The sequence below is a fragment of the Pseudoalteromonas xiamenensis genome (genome assembly GCF_017638925.1).
GTDB classification, from domain to species: domain Bacteria; phylum Pseudomonadota; class Gammaproteobacteria; order Enterobacterales; family Alteromonadaceae; genus Pseudoalteromonas; species Pseudoalteromonas xiamenensis.
Window position 1 is genome coordinate 1,190,350 of record NZ_CP072133.1, and the last position, 16,809, is coordinate 1,207,158.

General features: G+C 43.9%; 14 protein-coding genes and 1 pseudogene. 9 read left to right on the plus strand and 6 right to left on the minus strand.

From position 1 onward, the window contains the following. Window positions 1-151 precede the first annotated feature (151 nt). Entirely contained in the window at window positions 152-508 is a 357-nt protein-coding gene (locus tag J5O05_RS05870) for a winged helix-turn-helix transcriptional regulator (RefSeq protein WP_208843997.1), read from the minus strand. Window positions 509-658: 150 nt separating this feature from the next. Between J5O05_RS05870 and J5O05_RS05875 the strand changes: the two genes are divergently transcribed. Next, window positions 659-1,303 carry a DsbA family oxidoreductase gene (locus J5O05_RS05875; RefSeq protein ID WP_208843998.1) on the plus strand — a complete coding sequence of 215 codons (645 nt, stop codon included), beginning with the start codon at window positions 659-661 and terminating at the stop codon, window positions 1,301-1,303. 71 nt (window positions 1,304-1,374) lie between these two features. After that, entirely contained in the window at window positions 1,375-2,295 is a 921-nt protein-coding gene (locus J5O05_RS05880) for a phosphotransferase (protein ID WP_208843999.1), read from the plus strand. On the opposite strand, the gene J5O05_RS05885 is transcribed toward J5O05_RS05880, so the two are convergent. After that, window positions 2,292-2,687, minus strand: a complete 396-nt coding sequence (locus J5O05_RS05885) for an HIT domain-containing protein (protein ID WP_208844000.1) — start codon at window positions 2,685-2,687, stop codon at window positions 2,292-2,294. The genes J5O05_RS05880 and J5O05_RS05885 overlap by 4 nt on opposite strands. Window positions 2,688-2,799: 112 nt before the next feature. On the opposite strand from J5O05_RS05885, the gene J5O05_RS05890 reads away from it, so the two are divergent. After that, window positions 2,800-5,016 (plus strand): S9 family peptidase, encoded by a 2,217-nt coding sequence (locus tag J5O05_RS05890; protein WP_208844001.1) that lies wholly within the window; start codon window positions 2,800-2,802, stop codon window positions 5,014-5,016. Between the two features lie 189 nt (window positions 5,017-5,205). Continuing rightward, window positions 5,206-6,843 carry a methyl-accepting chemotaxis protein gene (locus J5O05_RS05895; RefSeq protein WP_208844002.1) on the plus strand — a complete coding sequence of 546 codons (1,638 nt, stop codon included), beginning with the start codon at window positions 5,206-5,208 and terminating at the stop codon, window positions 6,841-6,843. 52 nt (window positions 6,844-6,895) lie between these two features. Here the strand turns inward: J5O05_RS05895 and J5O05_RS05900 are convergent. From J5O05_RS05900 to dinB, 3 genes and pseudogenes are all read right to left on the minus strand, one after another. Next, window positions 6,896-8,421, minus strand: a pseudogene (locus J5O05_RS05900) (M17 family metallopeptidase). A gap of 97 nt (window positions 8,422-8,518) precedes the next feature. Next, complete coding sequence (locus J5O05_RS05905; protein ID WP_208844003.1) at window positions 8,519-10,210, minus strand: carbon starvation CstA family protein; 1,692 nt, start codon at window positions 10,208-10,210, stop codon at window positions 8,519-8,521. Between the two features lie 161 nt (window positions 10,211-10,371). Further along, window positions 10,372-11,445 (minus strand): DNA polymerase IV, encoded by a 1,074-nt coding sequence (gene dinB, locus J5O05_RS05910; RefSeq protein WP_208844004.1) that lies wholly within the window; start codon window positions 11,443-11,445, stop codon window positions 10,372-10,374. A gap of 164 nt (window positions 11,446-11,609) precedes the next feature. Between dinB and J5O05_RS05915 the strand changes: the two genes are divergently transcribed. The 5 genes from J5O05_RS05915 to J5O05_RS05935 all read left to right on the plus strand — a co-directional run bounded on the left by J5O05_RS05915 (window position 11,610) and on the right by J5O05_RS05935 (window position 15,895). Then, complete coding sequence (locus J5O05_RS05915; RefSeq protein ID WP_208844005.1) at window positions 11,610-12,662, plus strand: aldo/keto reductase; 1,053 nt, start codon at window positions 11,610-11,612, stop codon at window positions 12,660-12,662. A gap of 167 nt (window positions 12,663-12,829) precedes the next feature. Next, a complete protein-coding gene (locus J5O05_RS05920; protein WP_208844006.1) occupies window positions 12,830-13,339 on the plus strand; it encodes an NUDIX hydrolase in 510 nt (169 codons plus the stop codon). A gap of 47 nt (window positions 13,340-13,386) precedes the next feature. After that, window positions 13,387-14,067, plus strand: a complete 681-nt coding sequence (locus J5O05_RS05925; protein ID WP_208844007.1) for a hypothetical protein — start codon at window positions 13,387-13,389, stop codon at window positions 14,065-14,067. Window positions 14,068-14,165: 98 nt separating this feature from the next. Beyond that, window positions 14,166-14,930, plus strand: coding sequence for a formyl transferase (locus J5O05_RS05930; protein WP_208844008.1), 765 nt, complete (start codon window positions 14,166-14,168; stop codon window positions 14,928-14,930). 158 nt (window positions 14,931-15,088) lie between these two features. Next, window positions 15,089-15,895 carry a substrate-binding periplasmic protein gene (locus J5O05_RS05935; RefSeq protein WP_208844009.1) on the plus strand — a complete coding sequence of 269 codons (807 nt, stop codon included), beginning with the start codon at window positions 15,089-15,091 and terminating at the stop codon, window positions 15,893-15,895. Here J5O05_RS05935 and J5O05_RS05940 read toward each other — a convergent pair. Further along, window positions 15,846-16,559 carry an SIMPL domain-containing protein gene (locus tag J5O05_RS05940; RefSeq protein ID WP_208844010.1) on the minus strand — a complete coding sequence of 238 codons (714 nt, stop codon included), beginning with the start codon at window positions 16,557-16,559 and terminating at the stop codon, window positions 15,846-15,848. The two genes, J5O05_RS05935 and J5O05_RS05940, sit on opposite strands and share 50 nt — an antisense overlap. Window positions 16,560-16,809: the final 250 nt, after the last annotated feature.

Below are 16,809 nucleotides of genomic sequence, written 5' to 3' on the forward strand. Positions count from 1 at the left end.
CTTGTTGCGATTTCTCTCGCTAAAAAATACCTTCATCCTGTTGCTAGAATTAGAATACGAAATGAATTGAAAAGGAAATACCAACCATACTCGTTGTACTTGCTAAACTCACAGTACCTACCCATTGAGTATCGTGAGTAGAACAAACCGTTTAGATGTCGTGTGATTCAGACCATACTCTTAACTCTTCAAGTATGTGCAGTGCCGACTCTCCAAATGGCGTAAGTTCATAAGTCACGCCAACGGGACGGGTGTTAAGTACTTGGCGTTTCACCATTCCATTGGACTCTAGTTCTTTCAATCGTTGGTCTATCATCTTTTTACTTGCCCCTGCTAAGCGACGGGTCAGTTCATTAAAGCGTATCGGTCCCTCTTTTAAGTGATACACAATTGAGCCGGTCCACTTTCCCCCAATTAGTCGCATCCCTTTTTCAATGGCACATGGCTCCCAGCAAGTATTAAAAACTTTTTGTTCTTCTTTACTTTCTGTTTTTAAAACAGTTTCCATTCTCTTCCCTTCAAAAACAAGTAGGTTACTAAAAGTATACTAGTTGAATAACATTACTTGGTCACTATTATAAACTATAAGAAATTGAGCACATCGTCCAAACAGGCTCAATTCAATTAAATGCCTAGTGCTCAAAAAAGGAAATTATTAATGAATCACGCTAAAACGTTACGAATCGATATTATCTCAGACATCGTGTGTCCGTGGTGTGCTATCGGTTTTTATCGACTGAATGCTGCGTTATCGCAACTGCAAGATGAAGTAAGTGCAGAAATCGTTTGGCATCCATTTGAACTCAACCCCAAAATGGTTCCTGAAGGTGAAAATCTGCGAACGCACCTTGCGAATAAATATGGAACAACGCTAGACCAAAGTATTCGCGCTAGAGCAATGTTGACTAATTTGGGTGCAGAAGTGGGCTTCACATTTAACTACTTTGATGAAATGCGAATGCTAAACACGCATGATTGCCATCGATTACTCTTTTGGGCGCAAAATTCAGGGCTTCAAACAGATCTTGCAAAAGTGATGTTTGCGGAATTTTTTGGCAATCGCGGCAACTTTAGTTTTCAAAGCCTCATAAAACTCGTTGAACAAGCGGGTCTAAACGTTGAGGAAGCGAAGCAAATTCTTGACAGTAGTGCATTTAGTTTGGAAATCAAAGACCAACAAACCAAGTGGCGAAACATGGGCATTCACGGCGTTCCAACTATGATTTTCAACAATGAAAAAATGCTGACGGGGGCACAAGATGTCGAAGTCTACGCTAAAGTATTGAGAAGTTTCCTTGATTGAGCGACGTAATTGAAACGCCCTTCATGTCGTGCCTAACGCACACAACACACAGCTCCCAATTGGGAGCTGAAGTGCCACCTCATTACAAGCAAGCAATCACCACATTTGCAAAGCAAAGACAGACAATACTAAGCTCTATAAAGCCGCTGCAACAAGGCTTGAGCAATACCCACTTTTTACTTCACTTTCAAAACTCTGAGCGGTGGGTCGTAAAATGCGCTAAAGGTTATGTCGCCAATGGACTTCGCAAAGAAGCGAAAACTTACACCTTATTGCAAGAGACCGAATTGCATCTCGACAGTTTTCTCCAAACCAAAGGCACAGCTGCCGAATCGAACTGTTTATTCGTGAGATATGTTCAGGGCCAAAAAATCCATACATGGTCTCCTCCAATACTCGAAGAATTGGCCTTAGCGCTAAAAGAAATACATCACATTTCTACTCCCTTTGCCGGCAATGTACTCAACCCAACAAAAGCCAAACTTACGCCACACCTTGAATTGCAAAAGCGAGCACGGTTGATGCGTACACAAATCAAGAAAGAAACACCTCGTTTTGAGCGCATATTCGACCACGTTTTAACAATTTTGGCGTCAAACCAAACTCATTTTCATGAAATAACCGAGTTTTCGCTGCTGCATGGCGACATTCATTATGAAAATCTTATCGTCGATTCTGGAGGCTCATTGAAATTGATTGATTGGGAACGTAGCCAATTTGGCGATCGCGCGTTCGATTTGGCCCTGATAAATTGGCATGCTCAAGAATGTATTGTGGATACGGATGCGCAACAGCAGTTGTTGTCGTTGTACGCTACTTCCCAAGAGGAGCGTGTGACATTGGCATCGAGGGTGGCATGTTGGACGTTATTTCGATTAGTTAGCGACTACTTATTTTTACGACGTTTTAATTTCTTGAGCCATAAATATGAGTCGTTTTTTTTGGAGATTGAACGACTCATTAGCCAATACGTTGAGGTAAATAGACGTTAAAGAGCCAATTCCGCTTTAAGTGCAGTTATTTGCTCTTGCGAATAAGGTTTAGTAGGAAACAGTCCCCAAACAGGCTTTGGCCAAGCAATATCCACTTTGAAACGCGCGATATGATGAACATGAAGTTGCGGAACCATATTGCCAAGCGCGGCCACATTTAGTTTGTCTGGTGAAAATACCGACATGATCAGTTTGCTCAATGAAGCGCTTTCTTGCCAAAATTGTAATTGCTGTTGTTCGCTCAAATCGATTATCTCTCGAGCACCAACTACCCGCGGGACAAGTACAAACCAAGGATATTGGCTATCGTTTAACAATAAAACTCGACACAATGGCCAGTCCGTTAAAAAAATACAGTCGCGCAGCAACTCGGGCGCAAGTTCAAAAGTCATGTTAGTCCTTGTTCACATTAGTCACTAATTTTTGGCACTCTACCCTATTTTATTGCGCCTGCCTACCGACCTAGCTACCATCTCTTTCTACCCAAAATAAAAGGATAATCCTGTGCGTACAACTCTCAGAACTGCTGCGCTTTGCTTACCTCTATTAAGTACTGTTGTATCAGCAGACCCCCTTACGCTAGAACGCGTGTTTGCAAGTCCTGGTCTTGCCGGAAAAGCACCGATTAAATTGAAGTTTTCCCCTGACGGCACACGAGTTACTTACCTTCAAGGTAAAGCTGAAGATCAAAAACGTTACGATCTTTGGGAATACAACTTAAAGGACAAAACCAACCGTTTACTCGTTGATTCTCAAGCCCTGTTTTCTGGAAAAGAAGAGCTATCTGATGAAGAAAAGGCTCGCCGTGAACGCCAACGTATTTTCGGTCGCGGTATTTTAGAATACACGTGGTCGAAAGACGGTAAAGCACTGCTTTTCCCGCTGAATGGTGACTTGTACTATTACCAATTAGAAACGGGCAAAAGTAAAAAACTCACAAACACAGACGCTTTTGAAACGGATGCACGTTTTTCGCCGAAAGGTCATTATGTCTCATTTATCCGCGAGCAAAACCTGTATGCCTTAGAGTTAAGTTCAGGCAAAGAAATCCCTCTAAGTAAAGACGGCGGCGGTACAGTCAAATATGGTATGGCTGAATTTGTTGCACAAGAAGAAATGGGTCGTATGACCGGCTATTGGTGGTCTGGTGATGAGAGCAAAATTGCCTTTACGCGTATAGATGAAACGCCAGTTAAAGAAGCGATCCGCAATGAAATTTACGCTGATGAAGTAAAACTGTTTAATCAACGTTATCCCTTTACCGGAACACACAATGTCGACGTTCAACTTGGCGTTGTTTCGCTCAACAACCAACAAGTGGATTGGGTTGACTTGGGTAAGGACAAAGACATTTATGTCGCGCGTGCAGGCTGGTCAGAAGACAGCAATGTGCTGAGTTATCAATGGCAAAACCGCGCTCAGCAACAATTAGAGTTGCGTTTTTACAACGTTGCAAACAAAACACAAAATGTTGTCGTCACTGAATCCAGCAAAACATGGATCAACTTACACAACGATCTGTATTTTTTAAAAGACAAACAACATTTTGTTTGGGCCTCGGAGCGTGATGGCTATAAACACTTATTCCTCTATAAATTAAATGGTCAGTTAGTACGGCAGATCACTCAAGGCGAATGGGTTGTTGATAGCCTAAAAGCCGTTGATGAGAAACAGGGATTAATCTATTTTGCCGGCCGTAAAGATACGCCGCTTGAAAGTCACTTGTATCAAGCACCATTGTTTTCTGAGGGTCAAGTTAAGCGCTTGACTGAGACAGGCGCTTACCATGATGTCGTTGTTGCTGACGACGCAAAAACGTTTATTGATAATGCGTCCTCGGTCAACCGTCCAAGCTCCGTCTCTTTGCGTCAGGTAAATGGTAACTTTGTAACCTGGCTTGAGCAAAACAAATTAGATGATACCCACCCTCTAACACGTTACGCGGGCGATCTTGTTGAACCAGAATATGGCACACTCAAAGCGGAAGATGGACAAGACCTCTACTATCGCATTTTTAAACCGAAAACTTTGCAGGCAGGCAAGAAATACCCGGTTATTGTGAACGTTTACGGTGGCCCGCATGCTCAACGGGTTACCAACAGTTGGCGCGGTAAAAACTTATACTTCCAATATTTAGTTCAACAAGGCTATGTCATTTTCCAACTCGACAACCGAGGTTCGTTTAACCGTGGTAAACGCTTTGAAGATGCTATTTACAAGCACCTCGGCGTGGTTGAAGTTGCCGATCAAATCAAAGGGGTTAAATATCTCCGAAGCCTAGACTTTGTTGATCCAGAGCGCATTGGGATTTATGGCCACAGCTATGGTGGGTATATGGCGCTAATGACTATGTTTAAAGCGGGTGATTATTTTAAAGCGGGTGTCTCTGGTGCGCCTGTAACAGATTGGGCGCTTTATGATACACATTATACCGAACGATATTTGGGTCATCCCGACACCAATGCGCTTGGCTATGAACAAAGTGCGGTATTCCCATACAGTAACGCATTGAAAGGTCCCCTTCTTATCTATCATGGTATGGCGGACGATAATGTGCTATTCACTCATGCAACAAAAATCTTTAAGAATCTGCAAGATGAAGTCAAACCGTTTGAAATGATGACTTACCCAGGCTCAAAACACAGCCTAAATGGTCAAAGTGTACAAACACACTTACATCAAACCATTACGCAGTTCTTCGATCGCCACTTCAAACAGTAGGTCCCGTCCAAAGTAGGTCTATTTTCTTATTCGAGAAACTAGACCTACTACTTATTGCTAATTGACCACCTTTCCAATTCATCATTTATTAGTCCTTTGTTTCAACTCAATTTTCATCATTTCAGAACTGGTAATATGGATATTCAACGCTCATATTAAAAAGCGGCCCATATTAAAAAGGAGTACAAGATGGATGTCCTCAACCGTTTTTCAATCTTTCAACGACTCGCCTTATTGGTCATCGTCGTGTTAATGGGACTCGTCTTACTGAGCATTACGAGTCTCAATCAGCAGTATCAAGCTCTTGAAAAACTTCAATACGAAAAAACTCAGCACGTTGTCGAGAATGCACACAGTTTAGTTACGCATTTTCATAACTTGTATGTCTCGGGCAAATTAACGGAAGAAGACGCTAAACAAGCCGCTCTTTCTGCGGTCGCAGAGTTACGTTACGAAGACAACAATTACTTTTGGATTAATGATTTCCAACCGAAAATGGTCATGCATCCAATGAAGCCCGCACTCAATGGACAGTCTCTTGCTAACAACCAAGACCCTGATGGCAAAAAGCTGTTTGTTGAAATGGTCAATATTGTCACTAAGCAAGGCGCGGGGTTCATACCGTACAAATGGCCGAAACCAGGAAAGGACAAACCGGTCGATAAAATTTCTTATGTAAAAGGTTTCAAACCGTGGCAGTGGATCATTGGCTCCGGTATTTACCTTGATACAATTGATGCGAGCCATGCTGAATTACGAAACTTTATGTTGTTTGACGTGGGCCTTATCATTTTGTTACTCATTGCGCTGAGTGTCGTGATTGGCCGAAGCATCGTGACCCCTGTCAACCGAGCTGTTTCGATGATGAAAAACATTGCAGAAGGAGAAGGCGATTTAACTCAACGCTTAGAGCTTAAAGGCAGTGATGAAATCGCAGAATTAGCAACGTATTTTAATTCATATACGGAAAAAATGCGCCGAAGTATGCAAAGTGTGTCACATAATGCAATTGAAGTAGAGCGACTGGCCATTCAAGTTGATGGGGCGAGTCATAAGAACTTGCGCTTTATAGAAGAACAAAGCGACAGCAGCCGTCAAATCGCCACTGCCGTAGAAGAAATGAGTCATCAGATCCGAGAGGTCAGTGATAATGCGAGTGCCGCAGATACCGTCGCGCGAGAAGCTCAAAACAACGCGACTGCAGGGAAATCAGTCATTAATACAACCATTTCTGCTATCAATAAACTGTCTAACACCATCGAAGAAGTGAGCAAGGTGACCGCTGAACTTGCTGCCCAAACCAACAGTATCGGCTCTGTTCTTGATGTTATTCGTGGGATTTCAGAACAAACTAATCTGCTTGCATTAAATGCCGCCATTGAAGCCGCCAGAGCGGGTGAGCAAGGCCGTGGTTTCGCCGTCGTAGCGGATGAAGTAAGAACGTTAGCGAGTCGCACAGGGCAAAGTACTGATGAAATTCAAGTAATGATTGAAAAATTACAGCAAGGTGCTCGCGCTGCAGTGACCGCTGTCACACAGAGTCAAAGTATTTCTCAATCTACGGTGACACAGGCGGCTCAAGCGAATACGGTGCTTGACGAAATAGAACGTTTAATTCAAGTCATTTCCGAAATGAACAGCCACATTGCGCAAAGTGCCGACGAACAAAGCACCGTGGCGCAGGATGTCAATCGCCGTATCTCCGATCTTTCGGACTCCACACATCATAGTTTGGATACGACACAAGCACTGACAAGCGCGAGTGAAAATCTGAAAAAAGCCAGTCATCATCTAACCGAGGTCGTGTCTGGATTTAAGATTAGTTGAGGAAATTAGGGTAAAACGAAAAAGCGGAGGAGAGCCTCCGCTTCCTTATCAATTAGCAGTATTTCGCGAATAAACTGCTAATGGTGGCAGGGAAAGGCTTGCCATGTTGCCAATCGCCTCCTTCAACACCACTTCCTGCGATGTCCATGTGAACATAAGGTAATGGTTTTTCAGAATCTGACCCATGTTTATCAAGACCACCGACAATATTCAAAAACGCCATCGGGAACTGATGACCACGCGCTGTAACGGCAGATGGTGCGTTGTTACTTGAAAGCACATCGTCAGCTAACGTACGCGGTTTCACAAAGTCAAAGTCTTCGCGACGACTACGAGAAACTTCAGCACAGTCCGCCCATAAATCACCTACTTGTGCAAGCTCACGAGACACATTCGCTTGGCGAGCTGGGCCGTTTTCAACGTAAGCGCTGTATGGTCCCATCGCTCTTGCCGCATGGCCAGTAAGCGTGGCAACCGTGAATAAGATTGGGTTCACTTCTTTGAGAGCTTGATCTTTTAATTCACTCAGCAGATCACCCATAGCCAAGCGCCCTTCAGCATCCGTATTTCCGATACGCACGCGGACATCTTCACGCGTATTAATAATTTCATCAGGCACAAAACAATCAGACCCAATTGAATTGCGAACTACCGCCAAGAATGCAACAACCTTTACACCTGCTGGCTGCGCTTGCGCTACCGCTTTCATAAAGCCGGCAACACTTGCTGCCCCCCTTTATCGCGACTCATGCCAGCCATGAAACCACCTACTTTGAGGTCTGCACCACCAGTATCATAAACAAGGCCTTTACCGACAAACATCAGTGTACGCTCTACATCACCTTGAGGTTCATAAGTTAACTTAATGACACACGGATGATGTCGCTCAACCGCGTAGGATGCTCGCGCCACGGTAGATAACATTGGGTAATGACGGTCAAGCACTTCACGGTCATTAATCACTTCTACGGAAACACCTGTGTTTGCGAATGCACCCACACAATATTCGGCAAAACGAGGTGGCGCCATACGCTCAGGCTCAGTGCCACACAGATCACGCGCAACATAATGCCCCGCTGCCAATGCATTTAAACGCGTGCACAGTGCGTCATCTGCATTTACTAAGAAAACACACTCAACCGGTTCGATGTGTTCACCTAAGGACTCTCGCGCTTCAAGCGGTTGCCAAAGGGCCTGACATGCACCAAGGTATGCAACTTCCAACGCGTGTTGATAACGTGCATCAATATCAACGCCAGTGACACAAAGTACTGGACGCACTGCACCCGCTGCTTTCGCTTCAAGTATGGCTAATTTTGCCGCATCAAAAACTCGACGAACATCATCGTAGTCACGGTTTAAAGGGCCTGTCGGCGCAAGGATCAAACGTTGACCAGGCGCTTTTTCATTGACAAGTAAACTCACTTTCGACGTCATACGAGCGTCAACGGCAAGGTAAGGTTTTACAAGTGTGTCAAGTTCATGACCAAGCGACGTGACATTAGCGGCAATAACAATGAGAACATCTGCATCAGCGTGCCACATTGTAGTAGCCGGTTTTGCGATAGGGAAAGACATAAAAAGGCCCTTTAAGAGAGATTAAGTACTCAAATTATCAAACATATTCTACATTAAAGCTAGGCTGAGGCTGCCTTTACTTTTCAGTTAGAGCGCACTAATTGGCGCGCTCAGCTTCAGAATCTTGCTGTTCTGATTTATGCTTAACGATTACAGACCACGCTTCAAGCATCACCAGAACACTAACGACCAACACAATAACGTCTAGCCCAACCAGCAACCAGTTGCCCTTCTCGTAATATTCAGACAACTTGATCACCCCAGCAAAAAACGCCATTACAAGCACAAAGCTCATTGGGATTAACGTGTATTTAGCTGGCCGGCCAAGTTTGATAAGGTAAACCGAGATGACCAACAACGTCAAACTTGCTAAGAGCTGATTTGTCGACCCGAATAGTGGCCAAATAATCATCCCACCACTTCCAGAAGCTCCACCTGCACCAAATGCCAATAAAAGACAGCATGCGACAGCAACGAGTGTCGCAGTTATTCCGCTTTTTAACACAGGGATATTATAAATTTCGCCCCACTCTTGGATGATGTAACGTTGTAGCCGAACCCCTGAATCCATCGTTGTTCCCGCAAACAACACAACCATTACAGCCAGCAAAGTTGAAGACACTTCACTTGGTATCCCCCAACCTGCTTGGATCATGTTTGAACCACCCGTGATAAACGCCCCCACGCTTCCAGCGCCAAGATGGCTGTATATCTCATGCCATTGCTCAGGTGTGACCGCAAGCATAACACCACTCACCGCAACCAATGTAATTAGCGCAAGTGAGCCTTCACCAACAGCTCCCAAGTACCCAACAAAACGACCATCCGTTTCTTTATTTAATTGCTTTGATGAAGTTCCAGATGACACGATGCCATGAAAGCCAGAAACCGCACCACACGCGATAGTCACAAACAACAACGGAATAATGCTCGGTGTATTTGCGACAGTTTCAGTGTTAAATGCAGGCGCGGTAATATCAGGCATAACAACAAATACCGCACCATACAAAAGCACTAAACCAACAAGTAATTGCATACCATTGATGAAATCACGCGGCTGTAAAAGCATCCAAACCGGTAGCAATGACGCAACAGCCGCGTACACGAATAAAATCAGAATCCAGTTTGCTTTGTCACTTAAACCTAACATTTCACTCGGCAATGCGAGCGGCATACTGGATCCCATATAAATAGTGGCATACAACACAGCCACACCAATCGCGACAAGTGGCATCATCGGCACATTACGTTTCAAAAGGAAACCAATGACCAATGCAACTGCGATTGCGGACCACGCTGGAAATACGGCACTTGGGTTAGCAACAAATGAGTTGGCAATCACGACACCGAATACCGCGTTCACCATTAACAGTACAAGGAACACAACGACCATGAATAACGCTCGTGTGCGTTTGCCAATTACCGTTTCAGATAATGCCCCCATCGATTTACCTTTGTGACGAGCACTAGCCCAAAGCGCTCCCATGTCGTGGACGCCCGCAAAGAATATCGTCCCCAACACGACCCATAACACAGCAGGGACCCATCCCCAATAGACCGCAATTGCAGGCCCAACAATTGGTGCCGCCCCTGCGACAGAAGTAAAATGATGACCCCACAGTACCACTTTGTTTGTCGGTACATAGTCAACGCCATCATTAATTTCATGAGCAGGAGTGACAAAATCATCATCCATTTTAAAGATTTTTTCGGCTATAAATTTGGAGTATACAAACCATCCAAAGAGCATACCGAGTATGCCCACAAGCACGATCACGACTGATTGCATACGAATTTCCTTTAGTTGTCATTATTGTTCGCACACTGTTTTCTCCAATTTCGCCGAGGTTTAATTACGGTATAGGAGCAGCATACGCTTTTTACTTGATGTTACTGACAGAACAAGCGCAACTTTACGCTAGCACACCGAGTACAAAAAGCACTCATCATTTAGTCGAAGTCGAATAGACCGAGTTGAGATTCACTTCGGCGCTTTTCACGATCTACGTCATTGAGACCGACTTGCACACCGAGTAAGCGGACTGGTTTGTTGATTCGTTTGCTCAGTATGTCACTTAGCAACTCTTCAAATATTGGGGGGTGAACTGAGGTAAACTGACACTCTTTGGTGGTTTGCTGAAAATCGTGGTATTTCACTTTGATTCCCAACTTTGTGATTGAACGGGTTTCTAACACCGACGTTAATCGATGAATGAGTTCAGGAAGGAGTTTTTCATGCAAAATGGCTTTCAATATTTCGGACTCCGAGATGTCGACCTCAAAAGTCGTTTCTACGCCAACCGATTTTCGAACTCGTTCTGTAACCACTTCCCGTTCATCAACCCCTTGACATCGACGCCACAATAGCGCGCCAAGCTTGCCAAGTTGACGAACTAAGGTGAGTTCATCCAGTGCTTTAACGTCTCGACCAAACTCAAGCCCCATTGCCAGTAGCTTTTCATGGGTAACCTTGCCGACTCCTGGTATTTTTTTTAGCGGTAATGAATCAATAAAATCAGCGACTTGGTTTGGAGCGATAACAAATTGGCCATTTGGTTTATTTTCATCACTGGCAATTTTGGCGAGAAATTTAATAGGCGCAATACCAGCACTTGCGGTTAATCCCGTTTCTCGTTCAATGTCAGCACGTATCTGCTGAGCAATTAATGTGGCACTGCCATTGAATAACGCACAAGCGGAGACATCGAGGTAAGCTTCATCTAACGACAGAGGTTCAATTTTATCCGTATAACGTTCGAAAATAGCACGTATCTGCTGTGAGACTTGCTTATAAACCGACATACGCCCGGGTACGATGACTAAATCAGGGCATAGTTTTTTAGCATGGTAATTTGACATAGCGGACCGCACACCAAATTCTCTGGCGAGATAATTTGAGGTAGACAATACGCCACGGTGGCTTCGACCACCAATCGCCATAGGCACATTGGCAAGTGCTGGATTGTCTCGCATTTCAACGGCTGCGTAAAAGCAGTCCATGTCGATATGAATGAATTTCCTCATCGCCAACACCTGTTTATTTATACAGTTATTATTAATCACTTTATGCCTTTTTCGCAAGTCTTTATTGCTTCAACTCAAAGTGCTGCAATGTCAGTAAATTAAGCCTAAACTAGTGCAGTAATTAAAAATTAAAACTCACACCTGAACATTTCAAAGGAGTAAACATGGAATATCGACGTCTTGGTAGTAGCGGATTACAAGTTTCTCAGGTTTGTTTAGGCAGCATGACTTGGGGCAAACAAAACAACCAACATGACGCTGATGAACAGATCAATTACGCGCTTGCCAAAGGGGTCAATTTTATCGACACCGCGGAAATGTACGCAGTGCCACCGTCCCCAGAAACCTACGGCAAAACCGAATCCATCATCGGTAGTTGGTTACACCGACATAAAGAGAAACGCGATGAAGTCATCATCGCAACCAAAATTGCAGGTGGCGGTTTATCGTGGGTGCGCGAAGGTCATCCCATTTCAGGTAAGTCAGTTACCGAAGCGATTGATGATTCATTAACTCGCTTGCAAACCGACTACATCGACTTGTACCAACTGCATTGGCCAAATCGTATTTCACCACATTTTGGAAAACATTGGCCAGGTATGGTCCAGCCAACGCATGAAGATACCGAACAAGAAATCGCGGATATGTTAGATATCCTAGAAAGTATTGGCAAAGCCGTTGATGCCGGAAAAATACGCTACTTTGGGTTGTCAGATGACACGCCTTGGGGGATCCAAACCTATTTACGTTTAGCACAGGCCAACAATTTACCAAAGGTTGTGTCTATACAGAATGAATTCAATTTACTGCATACGAAAGATTGGCCATACCTCATCGAACAGTGCATCCATGAAGACATTGCTTACCTCCCGTGGTCACCACTTGCAGGAGGAGCACTGACGGGGAAATACTTAAACGGAGCAAGACCAGAAGGCACTCGTTGGAGCCTCGTACAGCGCCAAGGACTATTTCGAGATACTCAACTTTCAAATAAGGCAATTGCCGCCTACGTAGACGTTGCAAAAGCGCATAACATGACTCCAGCCCAATTAGCACTTGCTTGGTGTAATCAGGTAGATGGAGTTACCTCGACAATTATTGGGGCGACTACAATGGGCCAGTTGAAAGAAGATTTACAGGCATTTTCGCTTCCTTTGGACGAAACACTGCTCAACGACATATTTTCAGTTTATCAGCAATACCCTATGCCATTTTAATTAACACCAATGCGGCAATAGGCCGCATTGGCACACCTTATTCAATGATCAAACCATGTAATTTCACACATTGAGCTTAATCCCAAAAAGCCTCAGCAGGCAGAAGACTTGAAGAAAGCGCCAGCTCAATTTAAAGTGTAGCGCTTTCGAATACATAGAAGTCGACCATGCGAAATCTCAATCCTGTTCCTGTCACACCTTTAACTGGAACCCTCAAATCAAGACCTACTGCTCGCGCAATCATCGTCGATGGTAAGAACATACTGCTCGTCTACACCAAACGATATGATGATTTCGGGTTGCCTGGAGGCGGGATTGATGCAGGTGAGTCAACTAATGAGGCACTAAAGCGCGAACTACGAGAGGAAATTGGTGCCGTTGACATTCAGATCCATCGAGAGTTTGGTGTCTACGAAGAATATCGACCAGATAGACATGAATCGAATGTTGCGTGGCACATTGAGTCTTATTACTATGTTTGCAGTTTGAATGCCCCTTTAGGTACTGCAATGCCTGAGGAATATGAAATAAACAGTGGCCTTGAAGCACGCTGGGTGAATATCAACGATGCCATTGCGCACAATCTTAAAATTCTGGACAGTGACATTGCCGGATTTTCCGTTCACCGTGAATTGGCGGTGCTACAAAAAATAAAAACGGAACTCATGAACTTTTAAAGTATGTAAGTTTCTAAAAACCATACATTTATCTATCAAGGACGACAATGCGATTTGCTAAACGCGCTATTACTGTTTCAGTACTTGCACACGCCTGTCTATTTTGGCTATTGGCTCGTCATGTCGTCACACCTCAACCACTACACACACCAAAAGCACTAAAAACGTATTTAGTGATCGAACCAAAAACTCCACCTCCTCCTAAGCAACCCGAACCACTGACTGTTGAAGATAAAGCTGTCTCAAAAGCGCTGGATACTGAAATAAACAAGCCAATCGATCCACCGATTACTCCACCAGCTGTAGAAGAATCGGTCGATAAAGCAGAGCCAGAACCAGCAAAGCCTTCCGCAACAGTTGTTTCAGAACCTAAACTTTTGAAACTGTCGCCGAGTAGTGTGCTGGAACGTATTCGCCAACAAAATGCGGTTGATAACGCGCAGCCCCGCACGACAAGTCAATCTCGAAATACGCCTTCTAGACTGACTGTACCAAGTGAACATAAGGACTTATTGACTAGAGACAAGCGAACCGTTGTTTCGAAAAACGAGCTGTGGACGGAATTTAAAGATGGTGATAGCTGCTACAAAGTCATGAACATGGATCCCAACAATCCACCACCAGATGGCTTTCCAAAAACATGGACAGCCCCAGTTAAGTGTAAGCCAGACGCTATCAACTCTGCCTATAATGAAGCGATGAACAAATGGCTGCCTAATAAACGCTAATGACTTCTTTGGAATACTTTATTTCATTGAGTCGCTTCACATCGAACTCATTTTGCGTATAAATTGACGGATACCTAACGCCATAATTGAGTGATAAGTTGAAGATATTAATACTAACAAACAACGATCTAGCAAGTAATTACGCACTAAATTTGCTCATCCCAAAATTGTTATCCGAACACTCACTCACCCTCTGGCAATCAAGCGCCGTTGGCAAGCTCAGTCGCAAACCACCCGCACTAGAACAACTGGCCTTTTTCGAACAGCGTCTACTTAGTGACTATTTAACCCCGCTTATCGAAAAGCTGCCTCACCAAATAGAACAACGATTTAGGACTTTCTCGCAACTTGCCACACAGTGCCATTGTGTTTTAAAAACGGTAAACAATATCAATGACACAGAAAGTCTTGCAGCACTGCAGGCACTAAACCCCGATCTTATTTTATCTATACGCTATGGCTGCATACTGAAAGAGCAAGCGATTGCCATTCCAAATCACGGCATACTGAATTTGCATTCGGGCGTATTGCCACAATATCGAGGTGTTATGGCGACGTTTTGGTCTATGAAAAACAGCGAAACACACATTGGCACCACATTACACAGGATTTCCGACGCCAGCATTGATACGGGTGAAATCGTAAAAATCTCGACTCGCCCGATAGAAGCAGGTCGCTCCTATCTTTGGCATGTGTTGACACTGTATCAACAGGGCATCGTGGACATGTTGGCGGCAGTGAACACCCTTGCGAATTCGAGGCTCTCTGCCTTCACTTCGCCAACAAGGAGAAAGTGGCTACTACACCTTTCCTACCGATTTGGAGTTACAGGAATTCGAGCAAAGTGGCATGCAACTCGTTAATGAGCAGGAGTTGAATGCGTTTCTAAAACGCCATTATTTATGATGAATTGTACAAATTGAAACTACAACTTTCATTTGACATTCGAAGGGGTTCTTGGGCACTCTAACAAAAGCGCTGTGCTTTTCGAGCACATCACTGCAACACATCGAGGTAACGCATGAAAAAGTGGTGGTTATTGATAGTTGGACTCTCAATGTGTGCTTCTTTGCAAGCCCAAACACTTAGGTTTGTTGCGGAAGATTTGCCCCCTTACCACTACCACAACAGCAGTGGCAAAATTGATGGTATGCTGGTTGATGTAGTTAAAGCGGTGGTTGATGCAGCTAACTTGCAAGCTGAAATCGAACTGATGCCAATGGCACGTGCTGTCCATGAGCTTTCTCACAACTCTAACACGTTGATGTTCTCATTGCTTAAAACCCATGACCGCGAAGGTGACTTCAAATTTCTTGGTGCGACCTTTCACGCAACTGCCTATCTATTCGGATTAAAAGCGAAAACCTTTGCGCTCAACAATTTAGAAGACGCTCAAAATTACCGAGTGAGTACTATTCGTGGCTATCATAGCGCTAGATATCTACTGGAAAATGGCTTTTCAGAAGAAGAAAACCTCGTTTTGGCTACCGAGTTTCACAGCCTTTGGCAAATGCTCTATCTACAACGCACGGATTTAGTGATGACCAATGCGCTTACAATCGATAAAGAAATTCGAGATTCAGGCTTAGATCCAAGTTTAGTTGAAGAGAAATTCGCCGTGCATGACTTCCCTTCTGAGCTGCACATTGCAGCAAATAAAAAACTGCCCTTGGAAATCGCAACCGCGCTTACGGTTGCACTCAAAAGTATTAAGAAAAACGGCGAATACGAGGCCATTTTAAAAAAGATGGAAACTCGAATAACGAGTTTGTATGACGTCAATCTGATAAATAATATTCAACTGACGTTACCACACGGACAATTTTAATTTCCGGCGTGTTGCTGTCTCTATCGCGAATAGAAAACTGACCTTGGTTAGCTTGCTTTATTTTTCCGAGTATTGAATCAGAATCTTTAGCAAATTTAAGCGCTACTTCTCGTGCCTCTTTTGTCGCAGACTGAACCATTTCGGGTTTTATTTCATTCAATCCCGTAAACATGTACTCAATTCGATTGTCATAATTTTCAGTGATCGCAATTCCTTGCTTAGCCAATTCACCCAAAGCTTTAAGGGCATTTTTTACTTTATCAGGGCTTTTTGTGTATACCGTCATGCCTGATTTGGCTACATATCGAAAACCGTTATCTTGCGAACTGTATTCTTGCGCAAGTTTATCTGTAACAGATGGTGCAACGAATGAGATTTCTTGATCCGAGAAACCATTTAGCGTCAAAAACGCTTTCACTGCTTGATTCTTTCGTTCCACACGGCTAACTAGCTTATTTAGGTCATTGTCAGCATCACGATAGACAAGCGGCCAAATCACTGTATCTGCTTGAACTTCATGCTCTGCTAACCCCTTTACGACAACCGTGCGCTCCATCGCTTTAAAGGAAAGAGCGGTGTCTCTTAGGACCAGTGACGATAGGACAAAACCCGAGCTTATCAGCCCTGCAATTCCCCACCACATCCATTTATCATTTTGTTGCATAGTTCTTCTCATCTGTTGTTAGATCAAACAAAGGGAGCTTAAAACTCGAAAAACACTAATAAAGTCATTACAGTTAAGGCTACTAGAACAAATTTAGCTATCAGTGTTAAGACTGACCGACTTAAAAAGACGAGGTTCACGCGGTCGCAATTTAAGACGGTTTTTTATGCCAAGCTACTATCCAGTTTGGCACTTGGTTAGGCTCGGCTTGAGCATACGCCTGACAACCTGATAATTTCATGAATAAACG